This window comes from Komagataeibacter diospyri (assembly GCF_006538165.1).
In the GTDB taxonomy this organism is placed as follows: Bacteria; Pseudomonadota; Alphaproteobacteria; order Acetobacterales; family Acetobacteraceae; genus Komagataeibacter; species Komagataeibacter diospyri.
This window is the reverse complement of the sequence record NZ_BDLU01000001.1, coordinates 39,855-58,449: the sequence shown is the minus strand read 5'-3', so window position 1 is coordinate 58,449 and position 18,595 is coordinate 39,855. Positions and strand designations below refer to the sequence as shown.

Sequence of the window (18,595 nt, the reverse complement as noted above, 5' to 3'; positions counted from 1 at the left end):
CACCGGGACCACTCCCTTTAGTTACATACCGCCCATTCAGCCCAGCCACAACGGTTCGGACAGGCGGCTGACAAAGGCCTGATGGGCTTCCAGTTCGGCGGTATCCGGCCTGACACGTACACAGACATGTCCCGCCGCCCGCACATAGGTATAGGTGGCAATGCCGCCGCCGCCTTCATCCACCGACAGGCTCAGCCCACGCTGGCGGCCCCCGGTCAGTTCCAGATACACCGCGGCCAGCAGCCTGCAGTCCAGCAGCGCGTTATGGGTTGTACGTTCCGACAGGTCGATGGAAAAGCGGCGGCACAGCGCATCAAGGCTGTTGGGCATGCCGGGAAAACGCTCACGCGCCATGTCCAGCGTATCGACCATGCGCCCCATATCCAGTTCAGGCAGCCGTGCCCGCGCCAGTTCTGCGTTCAGGAAGCCGAAATCGAAGCGGGCATTATGCGCGATCAGGGGATCTTTGCCTATGAATTCAAGGAATTCAGGGGCGACCTCCGCGAATTTCGGCTTTCCTTCAAGGTCCGCGCGGGTAAAGCCATGCACGCGCGATGCCTCTTCGGGCACATCACGCTCGGGATCGATCAGGACACGGAAACTGCGCCCGGTGGGCAGGTCACCAATCAGTTCAAGGGCCGCGATTTCAATGACCCTGTCCCCCTTCAGCGGATCAAGACCGGTGGTTTCCGTATCAAACAGGATGGTGCGTTTCATGCAGGCTTTCCTCCGGCCGCAGCCCATGCGGCTGGACTGCCTTCGCGCATCGCATACAGCAAACGCCTGACCTGGCGCACCGTTTCATGGCGCGACAGGCCGGTTTCGATAATCACATCGGCCTGTCGCCGCCGCGCGGCATCAGGCATCTGACGGGCAATGACAGCGTCAATCTGGGCCGGCGTCATCCGCCCCCGCCGCAATACACGCTGGCGCTGTATCGACGCGGGCGCGCTGACCACCACCACCCGGTCGCATATCCGCTCAGCCCCGGTTTCGAACAGAAGCGGGATATCCAGCACGACCCACCGGCAACCGTCGCGTCGCGCACGCTGCACAAACCGCTGTCGTGCCCGACGCACCAGCGGGTGGATGATGGCCTCCAGTCCCTGCATCACGGTTGGACTGGACAGCGCCGCCTGCCGCAGCACCGTCCGGTCCAGCACGCCATCACGCACCGAACCGGGGACCAGCCGTCCGATGGCAGGCAGGGCCGCACCATGCGGGGCCTGCAGCGCAGCGACGGTGGCGTCAGCATCAAACAGCCGTATGCCCGCGCGTTTGAGCAGGGCAGCCGTAGTGGACTTGCCCATGCCAATCCCGCCGGTCAGTCCCAGTATGCGCATGAAAGATCCCGTTCAGCCCGCATGTGCGCAATGCAGGTCGGCATCCAGCAGGGCTTCGACCGCAGGCCCGATCTCCGGCGCCGCACCAAACCATTTCTCAAACCCCAGACCGGCCTGATGAATCAGCATTCCCAGCCCGTCGACAGTGCGCAGCCCATGACTGGCCGCCTGCCGGAGTAGTGCTGTCTGCCGCGGCACATAGACAATATCGCATACGACCAGCCCTGCATCCGCCCGCCCCAGGTCCAGCGGGAAGGTGGCATCTGCCCCCCCGTCCATGCCAATGGACGTGGTGTTCACCAGAAACTGGCACGACGGCAGCACATCACCCGCCTGCGCCCAGTCAATGACCGCAATGCCCGAAAGCTGCGCGGCCAGCGCATCGGCCCGCGCACGGGTGCGGTTGGCCACAGCGACATCTACCCCCCGGTCCAGCAGGCTTGCGGCAATGGCGCGCGCCGCCCCCCCGGCGCCCAGCAGCAGGGCACGGCCGCTTTTGACGGGAATGCCATGCGCTTCCACATTGGCCACGAATCCGTCGCCATCGGTGGAATAGCCCTCGATCTGGCCATCAGGGGCGAAAACCAGCGTGTTGACCGAACCCGAACGCTGTGCCGAACGGTCCAGACGGCCGTGTTCCTCCACGATGCGATAGGCCGATTCCTTATGCGGGATGGTCACGTTCACGCCACGGAATCCTGCGGCCTGCAGCCCCCGGACCGCGACATCAAACGAACCCGGCACCACCGGCAGCGGCACGTAAGCCCCGTTTATCCCGCGTTGCTCCAGCCAGAAATTATGCATGAGCGGCGAGCGCGAATGCGCTACCGGCCAGCCGGTCACCCCGGCCAGCAGGGTATGGCCGTCAATGCGTAACCTGCGTTCCATTATCTTCAATCCATCTGATCCGGTGTGTTCGTCTTACACGGGCAGGAACGTTAGTGCCTGAAATCTTCCCACGCCTGCGGCAGGACGCGCGCAAGGCGGTCGGCCCATTCCGCCTGCCCCTGTTCTGTTGCGATCAGGTCCTGGCGGATCTCGATTTCCAGATAGGGCACGCCGCGCCCTTCGGCATGGACGGGGACGGTATAATCACTGACATCCGTCAGGGCATAGGGTTCGTTGCTGCCAACCACCAGCCCGCCCTCCGCCACCAGCAGGTCGCGCACCCGCAGGCCGAAAGCGGGATTGCGGTTATGCAGCACGCCCGTATGCCATGGCCGTGCCATGCCGTTCATGCGGTCGGTAAAGCTGTGCAGGGACACCAGCACCACGGGCAGTCCCCCTTCCAGCCGCGTCGAGATCTCCCGGCTGATCCGGTCATGATAGGGCAGGAAGATTTCTTCCACCCGCCTGCCTTCTTCCGCCGCCGTGATATCGATATTCGCCGGAACCCGCGTGCCATCACTTTCCCGCACGATGGATGTCGGATGCCCCGGCGCGCGGTTGCAGTCGATCACCAGGCGGGAATAGGCCTGTTCAATCAGCACGCAGTCCAGATTCCGCGCCAGCATCCGCCCGGTTTCGGCCATGCCCAGATCACAGGCGATATGACGCGCATGATCGGTGGCGCTGATCCCCATATTCCCCAGCGCGGATGGCAGGCTGCGCCCCGCATGGTCACTGACCAGCACGAATGGCAGGCCGGACGGTGGCATCACGCCATCAAGCGCGGATGTGCCGAACTGAATGACGGGAGCCGGGTCATCCTGCGTCAGCAACCGTAATGGCTCCTGCGCAAGGGCTGTATGCTGCATTGTGCGGGACATCCTGTGCCATGGGCGGGTAGGCGACCAATATTACAGATCCCCCCGCATGAGCGAAAGACCCCCCGCCGCACCCCACCCCGCCGCGTTGCCATACGAGGCTACCATACGGGACCGCCACCGGACACGGGAACGATTGTATCTGCAGCGGCAGATGGGTAGGGTGCGCGGCATGCGATGGCTTTATGCCGCGACGTATCAGACACAATCCTTTTCACACTTGGGGTAGCTGGAACACAGGATGCCGGGGAACGCAAAAACGCTGACGGATCAGGACGCGCAGAAGGCGAACGCGCAATGGGGCGGGCGCTTTGCCGGGGGGCCGGCGGCGATCATGCAGGACATCAACGCCTCGATCGGTTTTGACAAGGCCCTGTGGCGGCAGGACATCGCGGGATCGAAAGCCCATGCCGCCATGCTGGCGAAAACCGGCATCATTTCGAATGCTGATGCCAAAACCATTACCGAAGGGCTGGACCAGATCGGGCGGGAAATCGCGGCTGGCACCTTTGAATTCAGCACCGCACTTGAAGATATTCACATGAATATCGAAGCCCGCCTGTCCGACCGGATTGGCGAGGCGGGAAAACGCCTGCACACCGCGCGTTCGCGCAATGACCAGGTGGCAACCGATTTCCGCCTGTGGGTACGTGACGCGATCGACGGGCTGGACCAGCAGGCGGCGTCCCTCATGCGGGCACTTGCGCGGCGGGCGGCGGAACATGCCGACACCCCCATGCCCGGCTTTACCCACCTGCAGACCGCGCAGCCCGTGACCTTTGGCCACCACCTGATGGCGTATGTGGAGATGCTGGCCCGCGACCGGGGCAGGCTTGCGGATGCGCGGCGCAGGCTCAATGAATCCCCGCTGGGATCGGCAGCACTCGCGGGTACGTCCTTTCCCATCGACCGGAACATGACGGCGCATGCGCTGGGCTTCGACCGTCCTACCGCCAACTCGCTCGATGCCGTATCGGACCGTGATTTCGCTCTGGAATACCTGTCCGCGCTGTCCATCATCGCCGTCCACCTGTCGCGGCTGGCGGAAGAAATCGTGATCTGGTGTTCGGCCCCCTTCTCCTTCATCCGCCTGTCCGACGCGTTCACCACCGGCTCCTCCATCATGCCGCAGAAGCGCAACCCCGACGCGGCCGAGCTGGTCCGCGCCAAGGGTGGCCGCATTACCGGCGCGCTGGTCGGCCTGCTGACCGTGATGAAGGGCCTGCCGCTGGCCTATGCCAAGGACATGCAGGAAGACAAGGAACCGGTCTTCGCCGCGACGGATGCCGCGGCACTGAGCCTTGCTGCGATGGATGGCATGATCCGTGACCTCAGTGTCAATGCCGGGCAGATGCGCGCCTATGCCGGGTCCGGCTTTTCCACCGCCACCGACCTCGCGGACTGGCTGGTGCGGGTACTGAAGGTGCCCTTCCGCACCGCCCACCATGTCACGGGCCGTCTGGTCGGCAAGGCGGAGGCGAAGGGCGTGGGTCTGGCCGATCTTACGCTGGAGGACATGCAGGCGGAGGAACCGGGCATCACCGCCGACATCTTCACTGTGCTGGATGTCGATTCCTCCATCGCCTCACGCACCAGCCACGGCGGCACGGCGGCGAAAAACGTGCGCGCGCAGGCCGCGCGCTGGCTGGATACGCTCGGGACAGGAGAAAGCGGCAAATGAATATCCAACCCTCCCCGCGCGGGCGCGCCATCATGCTGCTGACGCTGGCGGGTCTGGTCATCGCCTCATCGCTGGGGGCGTGCGGGCGCATTGGCGCCCCACGCCAGCCTTCCAACTCCCACGCCTACTACACGACCTATCCCAGCCCCGATCGCTGACGGATCAGGTCAGGCTGTCCGGCCCGAAACTGTCGGGCAGCAGGTCCGCCAGCGTGCGGACCTGCAGGACCGCTCCCCCGGCTGAAACCATGGTGACAGGTGTCCCGGGGGACGCGAATTCCCTGATTTTCTGCCTGCATCCCCCACATGGCGTGCAGGCGGCATCCCCACCCCCGCATACCACCACGCGGCGGATATGACGCCCGCCCTGTGCCACCATGGCGGCGATTGCGCCAGCTTCGGCGCAGGTTCCTTCGGGATAGGCCGCGTTTTCGACATTGCATCCGGCAAATATCCGGCCGTCCGTTGCCTCGACCGCCGCACCGACCTGAAAGCGCGAATACGGCGCATATGCCCGCAGCCGCGCGTCAACGGCGGCCTGCACCAGGGGGTCATTGCTCATTCCGGTCTGTCCTTCGTGTTCTTTCATGCGTCAAGCACCTTGGAAGCGACAGGGCAAGGCGGTATCGTGCGCGCATCATGGCTGATGCTTTCCCTACCTGTCGTGGACAGGACCCATCCGTTGCCGATCTTCTGGCCGTCCGTCCGGCGCTGTCCATGCATGCCATGGACGGGCTTGTGCTGGAAGATGTCCCCCTTAACGCCATTGCCGACGCGCTTGGCACGCCCACATGGGTCATGAGCGCGGGTACCCTGCGCGCACGCTACCGCAGGCTTGCCACAGCCCTTGCCGCCACCGGCCGGCCAATTTCCATTCACTTCGCCGTCAAGGCCAATGACCATCTGGCCGTGCTGCGCGTGCTGGCAGCCGAAGGGGCCGGGGCGGACGTGGTCAGTGGCGGTGAACTGCGCCGCGCCATGATGGCGGGCATCCCGGCAGGGAAAATCGTCTTTTCAGGCGTGGGCAAGAGCCTTGAGGAAATGCGCCTCGCCCTGCAGGCGGGCATTGCACAGATCAATGTCGAAAGCGCGGAGGAACTTGAACTCATCTCCGCCGTGGCGGAAGCCGAAGGGCTGGAAGCCCGGGTGGCCCTGCGCATCAACCCGGATGTCGATGCAGGCACCCATGCCAAGATCACCACCGGCCTCGCCACCAACAAATTTGGCATTCCCTATGACCGCGCGGTTGAACTTTATGCGCGTGCTGCCACTTTACCAGGTATCCGGCCCGTCGGGCTGGCAATGCATATTGGCAGCCAGATCGTACGCATGCAGCCCTACCGTACCGCCTATGCCAGACTTGCCGACCTCGTGCGGGCCATCCGCGCGCGCGGGCTTGCGGTCGAGGTACTGGATTGCGGCGGCGGACTGGGCATTTCCTACCGTGATGAAACCGAAGGCGCGCCCGAAGCCCTTGCCGCCGCCATCCATGCCGAACTGGGCGATCTGGGTACGCGGCTGGCTGTTGAGCCAGGGCGCTGGCTGGCTGGCCCCGCGGGCGTGCTGCTATCCACCGTGATCCTGCGCAAGCAGGGCTATGACGACATGCCGCCATTCCTTGTGCTGGACGCCGCGATGAATGACCTCATGCGCCCCAGTCTGTATGACGCGTGGCATGGCATCATCCCCCTTTCCGCCGCGACGGCCACAGCGCCCGTCGAGCAGGTGCATGTGGTGGGACCGGTCTGTGAAAGCGGTGATACTTTCGGCCATGACCGTACCCTGCCACACATGGATGCGGGATCGCGCCTGGCGCTGCTGGACTGCGGGGCCTATGGCATGGTCATGAGTTCCACCTATAACGCCCGCCCGCTGGCAGCACAGGTGATGGTGGACGGCACCCGCTGGTCCGTCATCCGTGAACGCCAGCAGGTTGAAGACCTGTGGGCTGCCGACCGCATTCCCGACTGGGTGGAGAACACCCTTCTCCCTGCTGGCGGAGGCCTATGACAGCCGGGCAGGACATCACCCAGCCCGGCGGCAGCCTGCCGCAACGCCTGGCCCGTGCGCGCCAGCAGGCGCGCCGTGCCCTGTGGGTGGAACAGCTATGGCCGCTCATGCTGCCCACGCTTGACGCGGCCATGGGTATTGCGCTGCTGGGACTTGCGCGCCTGCCCCAATATATGCCCGACAGCCTGCATGCTGTCCTTCTGGCCGGGGTGGCAGGTAGTGCTGCCTATGCCACATGGCGGCAGTGGCGCGGCATCCATGCCCCCACCGCATCCGAAACCGATCGGCGGGTGGAACAGGCGTCCGGCCTGACCGGCCAGCCGCTGCGCACGCTACATGACAGGCCCGCCAATACCCCCACGCCTGAAATCATCTATCTGTGGCAGGTCCACCTGCACCGCACCACGGCGGCGCTGGGCCGTCTGCGGGGCGGGTGGCCACGACCATGCCTGCCCGACGGCATCACATGGTGGGCGCCCACCCCGGTCCTTGCCGTGCTGCTGGCTGGTGGCATGATGTGGACCGGCGATCATGCCGCAAGCCGGATTACGGCCGCCTTCCTGCCAGGCATGGATGATGCCGACACCCCTGCCCCGCAGGTCAATGCATGGATCACCATGCCTGATTACGCACCCGGCGCGCCGGTCTTCCTTGATGCGACGCACACCAGTGCAGCCATTCCCGCCGGTGCGCAGCTGACCGTCACGCTGAACGGGCTGAATGGCCATCCGGCCCTGCGCATGCATGCCAGAGGATCGCTACCCGCCATCGGCCCCCATGATTTCCGCGCCCTGGGCAACGCAAGCTGGAATGCGCAGGCTACCCTTCTGGCCAGTGGCACGCTGCGCCTGCGCGGCCGGGGCCGCACGCTGGGACAATGGAACCTGAACGTAACCCCCAACCCCGCGCCAGAGATCGCATGGGGCAAGGAGCCGGGCAGCCATGAAGGGGAATGGCGTACCCGCCTGCCCTATCACGTAGCCCAGCCATACGGCATCGCATCAATGCATGCGGAACTGGTCATGCCGGACAGTCCGCATGATATCGTAACCGTCCCGATCCCGCTGAACGGCCATCCGCGCGTAGCCGATGACGTAGCAACACCCGACCTGTCGCAAAATCCATGGGCGGGGGAAGACGTGACCGCGCGACTGGTTGCCACCAGCACCAGTGGCATGACCGCGACCTCCGCCCCCATCCGGCTGCGCATGGGCGCGCGGCCTTTCAACAACCCGTTGGCCAAGGCGGTACTGGATATCCGCAAGCGTGTTGCCCTGCACCGCGAAAACCGCGCGCAGGCGGCGCGCGAACTGCTGGCGCTGGGTCAGGCCGACACCATGCTGACCCACCATGCCGGCCTGCTGCTGGCATTGACCAGTGTGGCCGCCGTGCTGGGGGATGCAGATGACGTAACCGACGATTACGCCATTACGCAGGCTACCGGGCGGCTGTGGTTCCTTGCGCTGGATATCGAACATAACCGTCGGGACATAGATAACGAACAGGCTGATTTTGGCGTGCAGGCAGCACAGGACGCCGTGCGTGAACAGCTCGAACACATGCGCGAAATGGGAGCCAAGGGTCAGGGGCCGGAGCAGCAGGCCGAACTGCAGCACCGCATGCAGGCACTCAAGGACGCGATTTCGCGCAAGATGCAGGCGCTGGCGCAACAGGCCATGCGCGATCATTCCGCCATTCCCGCGATTCCCGAAATGACATCGCGTGGCGAACAGAACATGGCCCAGATGATGCAGCAGTTACAGGATGACGCCGCCAATGGCCGCGATGCCGATGCCATGCAGAAACTGCAGCAGATGGAGGACATGGCCAACGGCATCCGCAACGCCACCCCGCAGGACATGATGCAGCTGGCCCGGCAGATGCAGGCCCGCCAGCAGGCGAAGGAACTGCGCCGTGCGCTGCGCGATCTGGTCAGTCGTCAGTCGCAGTTGCTGGACCACGCCCAGTCACGCATGGACCAGACCCAGCGCCAGCAGGAACGTGATGCCGCCAGCCACCAGACTGACATGGATGAAGATGGCGGCGACCTGTCATCCATGTCCACCGCCGACCTGCTGCGCCAGCTGGGCATTACGCCGTCGGGCAGCGCGCCACAGCCACAGGCAGCGTCCCCTTCACCGCCGGAAAGCATGACGCCCGAAGCACACACGGCGCAACAGCATGCCGACCGGGCCGTGCAGCACGCCCTGTCGCGCGCCCTGCATGAATTGCAGCGCGAATTCAGGCAGGCCAGCGGCAAGGACATGCCTGCACTGGACAAGGCTCAGACGGATATGAAGGCCGTGCGCGCGGCCCTTGGCGCAGGCAAGGATCCCGATGCGGCTGCGGCTGAAAAGAAGGTTCTGGCCGACTTGCAGCAGGGTGACCAGCAGATGCGTCAGTCCATGCGCAGCCAGAGTGCGCATGGCGGCATGACCGTGTTCCTGCCCATGATGTCGCAGGATAATGGCAAGGGCAGCCATGGCAGTGGCGGCAATCATCCCGGCGGGCAGGATGACGATGACGACACCGACCAGCAGGCCGAAGGCAAAGGCGATCGTGACCCGCTGGGCCGCAAGACCGGTGGCACCCATGCGGGCATGGACAACGATACCCACGTACCTGACAATGCCAGCCGCGAACGCGCGCGCGAGATTGAACAGGAACTGCGCCGCCGCGACGCCGACCGTACCCGTCCGCCGGAAGAACTGGAATACCTCGACCGCCTGCTCCGTGCTTTCTAGGGCTGTAATGACGTTTCTGGCGTGAATTGAGGCACTGTTTGAAACAGTCCGGAAATCACAAAGAAGTTTCTGATGAAGCTTTTTTCAGAATGCGTCTGGAAACGCCACCTTCATGAAAGAAGCGGTCCCCATACCACAACCACCATCGCGCCCTGCATGGCAGCACTTGCTTGCACACAGCAGCAAGATAAGGCCCTGCAGGCCCCCAGTCGCCATTCCAAGGCAGGTACCTGAACTGCACCGGACCCGGCTGCATGCAGCAGCCATATAATCAGATGGATCGGTATCGTCCCAAAAGGTCAGGCGTCACTGACCTGACCATCCTGCCGGACGGGAATGGCGCGGGTAACGGGTGCCGTGGCAAGGTCGATGGCATCATATGATGGAGGACTTTGCGGTGCGCCTTCCCCATCCTGCGGTAGAAGCTGGGCATCGGGCAGTTCACCCTTGTTACGGGCCTGTGCCAGACGTTCAAGGTTTTCGCCAATACGGGGGTAATCTTCCACCAGTTTGCGGAAGTTGCGTGCGCTCATCGTCATGAAATGCCCGAACTGCAGCGAACGGCTGGTCGCGGTGACACGTTCATCCTTCAACGCTTCTTCCCCACCCAGAACAGCCCCTGCGCCAAAGCGCACGTCGTGCTTAGGGTAATGGGTCTCCGCCAGACCCGCGCTGATGAAATAGACCGTGCGTACCTTCTGTCCCTTGCGGTACAGCCGCTCCCCGGGAGAAGAGAAGTGGATGGACATTTTCATGGCGATGTCATGCAGCACGCCATCGGCCATCCCCTCAAACAGGGGGAATTTATGGATGCGGCTTTCGATCCCCGCACGGATATTGAATTTCAGCCTGAAATCCAGCTGTTCGCGCCGGTGTTCCACATCGCGGTGGAGTTCCCGGTGCAGTTCCTCGCTCAACAGCGATTCGGACATCAGGGTATCGTATTTTTCTTCTTCCAGCCTTAGTGCAATCTGGCGCAGCATACGGTTTTCCAGCGCCTCGGAATACCCATGGTAATGCAGTCGCAGGGTCTGCAATGCCTCATCCAGCAGCTTGCACTGCCGCCCCAGCACTTCACCCACGATTTCACTGATACGTGTCCCCAGCGTCGGCTCCATGCGCTGGCGCATGAAGCGGGTCAGTGACAGGGAAACGAAATAGCCGATCATCAGCATCTCGAACCGCTCCATCATGCAATACATGAGGGGGGTGTCGAAATTGAACCGATGGTGGATGACCTGCGCCACACGGAAACGCAGCGATGGGCGCAGGCGGCGGCGCAGGGCGCGGACATAGCCAAAACGTCCCTCCAGCCGTGCGCCATCCACCATTGCCTCGGCCGAACGCAGCAGCGTTTCCATCACGCGGCGCGACAACCCCTGTATGCGGAACAGGTCCAGCAGGATGGAGCGCTCCCGGTTGGCAACGACAATCAGCGCCAGCGTGACGCGCTGCCGGTCCCCCAGGGCGGTGTCAAAGGTATTGGCCTGTTCTTCCGAATGGACGCGGCGATCAATTACCTCCACCACCGTATTGGTGACGTTGGAGGAAAAGCCCAGTTCGCCCGCGACCTCCCGCGTCTGGTCTCGCACTTCCCCCAGCCCTATGGCAAGGATCTGGTGACGCAGCGCCTGATCAATCAGCGGCAGTTGGTCCAGCTTGAGGAACAGCACGAGATAGCGCAGCGACATCCCGTTCACGAACAGGGTAATCAGCACGAATCCCGTGGCGATAATACCGATGAAGTGGGCGATACTGCTGGAAACATGTTCGTTTTCCGTAACGGCCAGCGCCAGCGCCAGCGTAATGGCGCCACGCAGCCCCCCCCATACCATCGTGACCTTGAACGGGGTCGGCACGGGCGGCGACAGCTTGGTGGCGGCAAGAATGGGCAGCATGCCAAACACCACCGCTCCGCGCGCAAGCAGCCCCGCGCCTGCGGCCAGCAGGATCAGCACGCAGTCCCATTTGGTCATGCCCACCAGCAGGCGCGGCACCAGCATGGATGCCAGCACGAACACCAGCGACCCGGCCCAGAAGACAAGCTGCTGCCACAATTCGTTAAGGAATCGCCAGGTCTGTGGCCGGAAAGTGGACGGGCCGTAGATCGAAATCGTCAGGCCAGACGCAGCCGTGGCCACCACGCCGGAAAAACCCAGGAATTCGTCACATACGATATAGGACAGGTATGGCAGCGCCACCGTCAGCGTGACCTCCGCCGCGGGTACCGCCCCCAGAGCCGGAATGACCATAAGGGTCAGGCGGCCGAACACGATGCCGATAATCAGCGCGCCAATGAAGGAGACAAGGAACTCCAGCACCGCGCCACCCAGCATGATCTTGTGATGCGAGGTGATGGAGCCAAGCAGGATGGTGAAAATGGAAATGGCGGCCGCGTCATTCAGCAGCGCCTCCCCTTCCACCAGTCGCGTCAGGCGGCTTGCCGCACCGATTTCCTTGAAGATTCCTGCGACTGCCGAAGGGTCCGTCGTCGCGACAATGGAACCGAGCAGCAGACACACCGCCAGCGGCATACCCGCAAAGGGATATAGCGCGAATCCAATGGCTGCGGTCGAGACCGCCACCGCCACCACTGCCAGCAACAGCACGGTCGCGGTTTCATGCGCCAGCCTGCGCACATCAATGCCCAGCGCCCCCTGGAATACCAGTATGGGCAGGAAAATCAGCAGGAATGCTTCGCTGTTAAGGGGAAAATCCAGCAGCGTCTGCGCCGCGCCATTGAAGATTTCCAGATGGGAATTGCGCAGCACAAGGTCGGCGGCGCCACCGATCACGATACCCACAATGGCAAGCAGGACGGTTTCGGACAGTTCCAGACGGCGGGCAAGCGGCTGGACCGCGCTGACCACGACAAGCAGCACGGCAATTGCCATCAGAATTGCTGCCAGACCCGCTATCTCCATTCAAAATCCCCGATTTCCGGCCATATTGCGCTTACAGCCCGATCCTAATGGCTGACCATGAACAGATTATGTCCACCACGTTTCAGATCAACAGAATCCGGCTTACAAGACCAACATCTGGCCGTGAAAGACGTTCCTTCGCAGCCCCATATGCCAAGTATCAATAATGCCACACCAACGTTGCATCAACAACACATGATGCATCACATTATGTTCCAGAATTTCACACCCTGACCGCGTGGTCAGTGGCGGTCAGCCATGCCCTGACCTGTGCCTGCGGGTCCGGCATGCGGATGAAATTGGACACTGCCGATACGCAGTCGGCCCCCGCCGCAATACACAGCGGCGCGCGCGCAAGGGTAATCCCCCCGATGGCGACAAGCGGAATATCGCCAATGCGCTGCTTCCATATCGACAGTTTTTCCGTGCCCTGCGGTCCCCAGGGCATTTTCTTCAGTTTCGTGGGCCAGACCGGCCCCAGCGCCACGTAATCGGGGGCAACCGACAGCGCGCGTTCCAGTTCAGCATCACTATGGGTGCTGACCCCCAGCTTCAGTCCCGCCGCGCGAATGCCCGAAAGGTCCGCCGTATCCAGATCTTCCTGTCCCAGATGAATGAAATCCACCCCTTCCTCAATCGCAAGCTGCCAGTAATCATTCAGCACCAGGCACACATCATGCGCACGGGCCAGGCGGATACCTTCACGGATTTCACGGCGCAGATTGTCTTCCGCCATATCCTTGAGCCGCAACTGGATCAGTCGTGCGCCCGCCTGTCCCAGACTGCCAACCCAGTGCGCCGCGTCCACGACCGGATAGATGCGCGACGGGAGAGCGGTGTTCATAGTACGGCCTGCCCGATCACGGGGGTGGAGGGCACGGCCATGTCACGTTCCTCCATCGGGTCGGCAACATAGGCCATGCGGCCTGCTTCCACCGCCATGGCAAAGGCCCGCGCCATTTCCGCGGGGTTGCCTGCCTTGGCTACCGCCGTATTGATCAGCACCGCGTCATATCCCAGTTCCATCGCCTGTGCTGCGTGGGATGGTACGCCAATCCCGGCATCAACCACCATGGGCACATCGGGAAAATGTGCGCGCAGTGCGCGCAGCCCGAACAGGTTGTTCAGCCCCTTGCCTGACCCGATGGGCGCACCCCATGGCATAAGTACCTCACATCCCGCGCGCAGCAGGCGTTCCGCACCGACCAGATCCTCGGTCATGTAGGGAAAGACCTTGAACCCGTCTTCCGTCAGGATACGGGCAGCTTCGACCAGTGCAAACATATCGGGCTGCAGGGTATCGGATTCACCAATCACCTCCAGCTTGATCCAGTCCGTGCCGAACACTTCACGCGCCATCTGTGCCGTGGTCACCGCTTCACGCACGGTATGACAGCCCGCCGTATTGGGCAGGACGGGCACATCCAGTTCACGGATCAGCGCCCAGAACGCCTGTCCCGCGCGCGTCCCCGCCGCCTCGCGCCGCAGTGACACGGTGACCACTCCGGCCCCTGCGCGACGGACGGCATCAGCAAGTATTTCGGGGGACGGATACTGCGCCGTGCCCAGCATCAGGCGTGACGACAGTTCAGTGCCGTAAAAAAGGGTCATTGCGGTTATCCTCCCTGCATGGGGGCCAGAATTTCCACCCGCGCCCCATCATGCAGGGGATGGGCCGCACGCCTGCTGGCCGCAACAAAGCAGCCATCCACCGCAGTGGCGATACGGGCAGTGGCATCATAACCCAGTTCATCAAGCAACGCAGCCAGGCTTGCTGCCGTAACATCATGATGTTCGTCATTCACCAGAATCTGCATGTCCATTCCCCCTTCTGCCGGGTTCAGCCTTCACCCAACACGATATCAGCCGCCTCGGCCGCGCGAACAGGGGAAAGCAGGAAGCCATGGCGATACATGCCGTTGATATGGATATGCCGTCCCGACTGCCTGACGGCGGGCATGTTGTCGGGATAGGACGGGCGCAGGCCGGTGCCGGTTTCCAGTATCTCGGCCTCCCCGAATGCCGGGTGCAGGGCATAGACCGCCCCCAGCATCTCCACCATCGAACGCAGGGTCATGGGGCCTGCGTTCTCGCTTTCAATCATGGTTGCCCCTACCATATATACATGTCCCGCACGGGGCACGATGTAGATGGGAATACGTGGGTGCAACATGCGCACCGGGCGATGCAGCGTGACATCGGGACAGCGCAGCAGCAGCATTTCACCCCGCACCCCACGCATGTCCGCCATCTGGTCGCGCGCCGCTATACCGGTGCAGTCCACCACCCAGTCATAGCCTGCCGTACTGGTGTCAGGTGGCACATTGAACTGCAGGCTCCCCCCCAGTTCCACCAGCCTTACAGCCAGCGCCTGCAGGGCGTCGCGCGGATTGACATGTCCTTCGCCCGCGAAAAACAGCGCACGGGAAAAACGGTCGGCAAGGTCAGGTTCAAGCTGCGCGATCTCACCTTCGCCAATCGTGGAATAATGTGAGGTACGGCGCGCGAAACGCATGATTTCGCGCACGTCACGCGGCGGCGCCAGCACAAGGGTTCCATTGCGGTCCACGCCGGGCACATGTGCGTCCCACCAGTCAAGGGAAGCAAGGGACTGTGCGGTTACGTCCGGGGTGGCGGACTCGGCCTCGCACCATGGGGCCAGCATGCCGCCAGCCTTCCATGACGCCCCCCAGCCGACACGCCCGCCACATTCATGCACGCTGACCCGCGCGCCGCGTTCAGCCAGGGTCACGGCCGCCGTCAGACCCGACACGCCCGCACCGCGCACAAGGACAGACGGTCCTGCCCCATGGGGGATTGCCGTTTGTACTGCCATGTGCGTCATGCCCCTGTTCCGGTTGTATGTACTAGCGGTGATTGTGCCGGTTATGGCCCTTGTGTCTATTCAACAGTCACGGATTTGGCGAGGTTGCGCGGCTGGTCCACATCCGTGCCCTTCAGCAGGGCGACTTCATAGGCCAGGATCTGCACCGGGATGGTCTGCAGGATCGGGGCCACGAATTCATCTACTGTCGGGATCGCCACCACGCATTCCGCGATTTCACGTAGCCGCGGCGCCCCCGCCATGTCCGTGAACACCAGCAGGCGACCACCACGGGCCCTGGCTTCCTGCAGGTTGGACAGCGTTTTTTCAAACAGAGGCCCGGACGGCACGGTCGCCACCACTGGCACCGTACTGTCGATCAGTGAAATCGGGCCGTGCTTCATCTCGCCCGCGGCATAGGCTTCAGCGTGGATATACGTGATTTCCTTAAGCTTCAGCGCCCCTTCCAGCGCCACGGGGAACATTGCCCCACGACCAAGGTATAGCACGTCACGCGCATCCGCCACGATGGTGGCCATGCGGCGGATTTCGTCATGACGTTCGAATATCTCGGTCGCCTTGCTGGGCAGGTCCAGCAGGGCGGTCACCATGCCTTCTTCCTGCTGCGCGGTAATCAGCCCGCGCGCACGCCCCAGGGCGATGGTCAGGCACGCAAGGACGGAAAGCTGCGCGGTAAAGGCCTTGGTGCTGGCAACCGATATTTCCGGGCCCGCCACGGTGCCCAGCACGGCATCGCTTTCCCGTGCCATGCTGCTCTGTTCCACATTGAGAACCGAGACGATGTGCTGCCCCGCCGCCCGCATGCCACGCAGGGCCGCCAGCGTATCCGCCGTCTCGCCCGACTGGGAAATCAGCAGCCCAAGCCCGCCCGTGGCCAGTGGCGGGTTGCGGTAGCGCATCTCGCTCGCTACATCGATATCGACTGGCAGGCGCGCATACTGTTCGATCCAGTACCGCCCGATCATGCCAGCGTAAAAAGCCGACCCGCAGGCCGTCAGCACCACGCGCGGGATGGTGGCGAGGTCGAATGGCAGGTCCGGCATCACGACGCGCCGGGTGGCCGGGTCGATCAGGCGTTGCAATGTCTGCCCGATCACGACGGGATGTTCGTGCAGTTCCTTTTCCATATAATGCCGGTAGCCATCCTTGCCGACCGATGCCGCAATCAGCGCGGTCAGCCTGACCGGGCGTTCAACCGGATTCCCCGCCATGTCAAAGAACGCAGCGCCCGCGGGTGTCACCACGGTCCAGTCCCCATCATCCAGATAGGCGATGCGGCGTGTCAGCGGCGCAAGGGCCAGGCTGTCGGAACCAAGGAACATCTCGTTATCGCCAAAGCCCACCACCAGCGGCGCACCATGGCGCGCACCGATGACCATGCCATCATGACCCGCGAAAATCATGGCCAGCGCATAGGCTCCTTCAAGCCGCTTGAGACATTCATGCGCTGCCTCCCGTGGGGAAAGGCCGCGCTGCAGGTGGTAATCAACCAGCTGGGCGATCGTCTCGCTGTCCGTATCGGTTGAAAAGACCTGTCCGGCCGCCTCCAGTTCCTGGCGCAGTTCCTCGAAATTCTCGATAATGCCGTTATGGACGACCGATACGCGTTCCGTCCCATGGGGGTGGGCATTGTTTTCGGTGGGCGCCCCATGCGTGGCCCAGCGTGTATGGCCAATACCTGTCACACCCGGCAGCGGCATGCGCGCCAGAAGGGTGGCCAGATGGTCCAGCTTGCCTGCCGCGCGACGGCGTTCAACGTGACCTTCTTCCAGCGTGGCGATACCAGCGGAATCATAACCGCGATATTCCAGCCTGCGCAGGGCATCCAGAATAACCGGCGTGGCCTGACTGCTGCCGACAACCCCTACAATGCCACACATCAGCCCCGTTCCTTCCTGTTCTTCAGCCGTTCGCGAAACGATCCGGCATATCCCGCCTTGTTGGCCTGCCGTGCCCGACCAATGGCCATGGCGTCATCAGGCACGTCATGGGTAATCACGCTGCCAGCCGCCGTAATCACGCCCGCACCCAGTCTGACCGGGGCAACCAGCACGGAATCCGAGCCAATGAAGCTGCCCGCGCCAATTTCGGTCCGGTGCTTGAACACGCCATCATAATTGCAGGTGATGGTGCCCGCGCCGATATTGGCCCCGCTGCCCACCGTGGCATTGCCCAGATAGGTCAGGTGATTGGCCTTCGCACCCGCGCCCAGCGTCGTAGCCTTGATTTCAACGAAATTGCCAACCCGCGCCTTTGCCCCGACATCACTGCCAGGACGCAGGCGGGCATAGGGGCCGATCTGCGCATCCGGGCCGACAACGGCCCCTTCGATATGCGAAAAGGCATGGATTTCCGCACCACTTTTCACATGCACGCCGGGGCCGAACACCACGTTGGGATGCACCACCGTATCGGGTTCCAGTACGGTGTCGGCACACAGGAAAACCGTATCGGGGGCGACAAGCGTCGTGCCACCATCCATCACCGCCCGGCGCAGGCGGGCCTGCACGCAGGCTTCCGCCTGCGCCAGTTCGGCGCGTGAGTTGATGCCGCGCAGTTCGTCTTCCGCCGCAACGACGGCCCGCACGCTGCGACCATCCGCCACGGCCCGGGTCACCACGTCGCCCAGATAGTACTCGCCCTGTGCATTGTCGTTATTGATTTCGTCCAGCCAATGGCGGAAATCGACCGCGTCGGCACACAGCACGCCAGCATTGCACAGCCGGATTGCCCGCTCCGCCGGGGTGGCATCCGCCCATTCCACGATCCGCTCGACCCGCCCGTCATGCGCCACCACCCGGCCGTAACGCGCCGGATCGGCCGGTTCCATGGCCAGCAGGGCAAGGTCCGTATCACCACTACGGCGCTGCGCCAGAAGGCCGCGCATCGTATCGGGCGTAATCAGGGGATTATCGCCATACAGGACCGCGACATCACCATCGCCAAACAGAGTTTCCGCCTGTCGTGCTGCATGACCGGTGCCAAGGCGGTCTACCTGCACCACGACCTGATGCGGGGCGGCAAGAGCCGCCACATCGTCCATGTCCGGCCCCACGACTACCACGATGCGGTCAAAGACTTCAGCCGCATTATCCAGCAGGTAGCGCAGCATGGGTTGCCCCGCCAACGGATGCATGACCTTGGGACGCTGCGATTTCATGCGCGTGCCACGCCCCGCGGCCAGTATGACAGCGGTCGACAGGACGCGTGTGGGGGCGGATACTGCGGTATCGGTCTGGGTATTCATGGCAGTGTGCGGGTACTCCGCACCTGCGTACCCTGT

General features: G+C 63.2%; 16 protein-coding genes. 4 read left to right on the top strand and 12 right to left on the bottom strand.

Annotated elements, in window-relative coordinates; genetic code table 11:
• Positions 1-36 precede the first annotated feature (36 nt).
• The 4 genes from dnaQ to MSKU9_RS00235 are packed head-to-tail and all read right to left on the bottom strand — an operon-like array spanning position 37 to position 3,100.
• Entirely contained in the window at positions 37-717 is a 681-nt protein-coding gene (dnaQ, locus tag MSKU9_RS00250) for a DNA polymerase III subunit epsilon (RefSeq protein ID WP_141259360.1), read from the bottom strand.
• Positions 714-1,343, bottom strand: a complete 630-nt coding sequence (gene coaE, locus MSKU9_RS00245) for a dephospho-CoA kinase (RefSeq protein ID WP_141259359.1) — start codon at positions 1,341-1,343, stop codon at positions 714-716. Before coaE ends, dnaQ begins: the two co-directional genes overlap by 4 nt.
• Positions 1,344-1,355: 12 nt before the next feature.
• On the bottom strand, positions 1,356-2,231 hold the full coding sequence (locus MSKU9_RS00240; RefSeq protein WP_141259358.1) for a shikimate dehydrogenase: 876 nt from the start codon (positions 2,229-2,231) through the stop codon (positions 1,356-1,358).
• A gap of 50 nt (positions 2,232-2,281) precedes the next feature.
• Positions 2,282-3,100 carry an N-formylglutamate amidohydrolase gene (locus tag MSKU9_RS00235; protein WP_141259357.1) on the bottom strand — a complete coding sequence of 273 codons (819 nt, stop codon included), beginning with the start codon at positions 3,098-3,100 and terminating at the stop codon, positions 2,282-2,284.
• 250 nt (positions 3,101-3,350) lie between these two features.
• On the opposite strand from MSKU9_RS00235, the gene argH reads away from it, so the two are divergent.
• Positions 3,351-4,790 (top strand): argininosuccinate lyase, encoded by a 1,440-nt coding sequence (argH, locus tag MSKU9_RS00230; protein WP_141259356.1) that lies wholly within the window; start codon positions 3,351-3,353, stop codon positions 4,788-4,790.
• Complete coding sequence (locus MSKU9_RS18185) at positions 4,787-4,948, top strand: hypothetical protein (RefSeq protein WP_162851894.1); 162 nt, start codon at positions 4,787-4,789, stop codon at positions 4,946-4,948. The genes argH and MSKU9_RS18185 overlap by 4 nt, the downstream gene beginning before the upstream one ends.
• 4 nt (positions 4,949-4,952) lie before the next feature.
• Here MSKU9_RS18185 and MSKU9_RS00225 read toward each other — a convergent pair whose 3' ends face one another.
• Positions 4,953-5,351 carry a cytidine deaminase gene (locus tag MSKU9_RS00225; protein WP_141259355.1) on the bottom strand — a complete coding sequence of 133 codons (399 nt, stop codon included), beginning with the start codon at positions 5,349-5,351 and terminating at the stop codon, positions 4,953-4,955.
• Positions 5,352-5,428: 77 nt separating this feature from the next.
• On the opposite strand from MSKU9_RS00225, the gene lysA reads away from it, so the two are divergent.
• Both lysA and MSKU9_RS00215 read left to right on the top strand, forming a co-directional pair.
• Positions 5,429-6,799, top strand: a complete 1,371-nt coding sequence (gene lysA, locus MSKU9_RS00220; protein ID WP_141259354.1) for a diaminopimelate decarboxylase — start codon at positions 5,429-5,431, stop codon at positions 6,797-6,799.
• Positions 6,796-9,543, top strand: a complete 2,748-nt coding sequence (locus MSKU9_RS00215) for a DUF4175 domain-containing protein (protein WP_141259353.1) — start codon at positions 6,796-6,798, stop codon at positions 9,541-9,543. The genes lysA and MSKU9_RS00215 overlap by 4 nt, the downstream gene beginning before the upstream one ends.
• Positions 9,544-9,842: 299 nt before the next feature.
• On the opposite strand, the gene MSKU9_RS00210 is transcribed toward MSKU9_RS00215, so the two are convergent.
• From MSKU9_RS00210 to glmU, 7 genes are all read right to left on the bottom strand, one after another.
• Entirely contained in the window at positions 9,843-12,467 is a 2,625-nt protein-coding gene (locus tag MSKU9_RS00210) for a cation:proton antiporter (RefSeq protein ID WP_141259352.1), read from the bottom strand.
• Between the two features lie 223 nt (positions 12,468-12,690).
• Positions 12,691-13,311, bottom strand: coding sequence for a thiamine phosphate synthase (locus tag MSKU9_RS00205; protein ID WP_141259351.1), 621 nt, complete (start codon positions 13,309-13,311; stop codon positions 12,691-12,693).
• The gene (locus MSKU9_RS00200) at positions 13,308-14,078 is read right to left on the bottom strand and encodes a thiazole synthase (protein WP_141259350.1); all 771 of its coding nucleotides are present in this window, start codon (positions 14,076-14,078) and stop codon (positions 13,308-13,310) included. Before MSKU9_RS00200 ends, MSKU9_RS00205 begins: the two co-directional genes overlap by 4 nt.
• Positions 14,079-14,083: 5 nt before the next feature.
• Positions 14,084-14,284: a sulfur carrier protein ThiS gene (gene thiS / locus MSKU9_RS00195; protein WP_141259396.1), complete on the bottom strand. Its 201-nt coding sequence runs from the start codon at positions 14,282-14,284 to the stop codon at positions 14,084-14,086.
• Between the two features lie 23 nt (positions 14,285-14,307).
• Positions 14,308-15,303, bottom strand: coding sequence for a glycine oxidase ThiO (gene thiO, locus MSKU9_RS00190; protein WP_141259395.1), 996 nt, complete (start codon positions 15,301-15,303; stop codon positions 14,308-14,310).
• Positions 15,304-15,368: 65 nt separating this feature from the next.
• The gene (glmS, locus tag MSKU9_RS00185) at positions 15,369-17,192 is read right to left on the bottom strand and encodes a glutamine--fructose-6-phosphate transaminase (isomerizing) (protein ID WP_141259349.1); all 1,824 of its coding nucleotides are present in this window, start codon (positions 17,190-17,192) and stop codon (positions 15,369-15,371) included.
• Positions 17,192-18,559 (bottom strand): bifunctional UDP-N-acetylglucosamine diphosphorylase/glucosamine-1-phosphate N-acetyltransferase GlmU, encoded by a 1,368-nt coding sequence (gene glmU / locus MSKU9_RS00180; RefSeq protein ID WP_141259348.1) that lies wholly within the window; start codon positions 18,557-18,559, stop codon positions 17,192-17,194. Before glmU ends, glmS begins: the two co-directional genes overlap by 1 nt.
• Between the last annotated feature and the right edge of the window lie 36 nt (positions 18,560-18,595).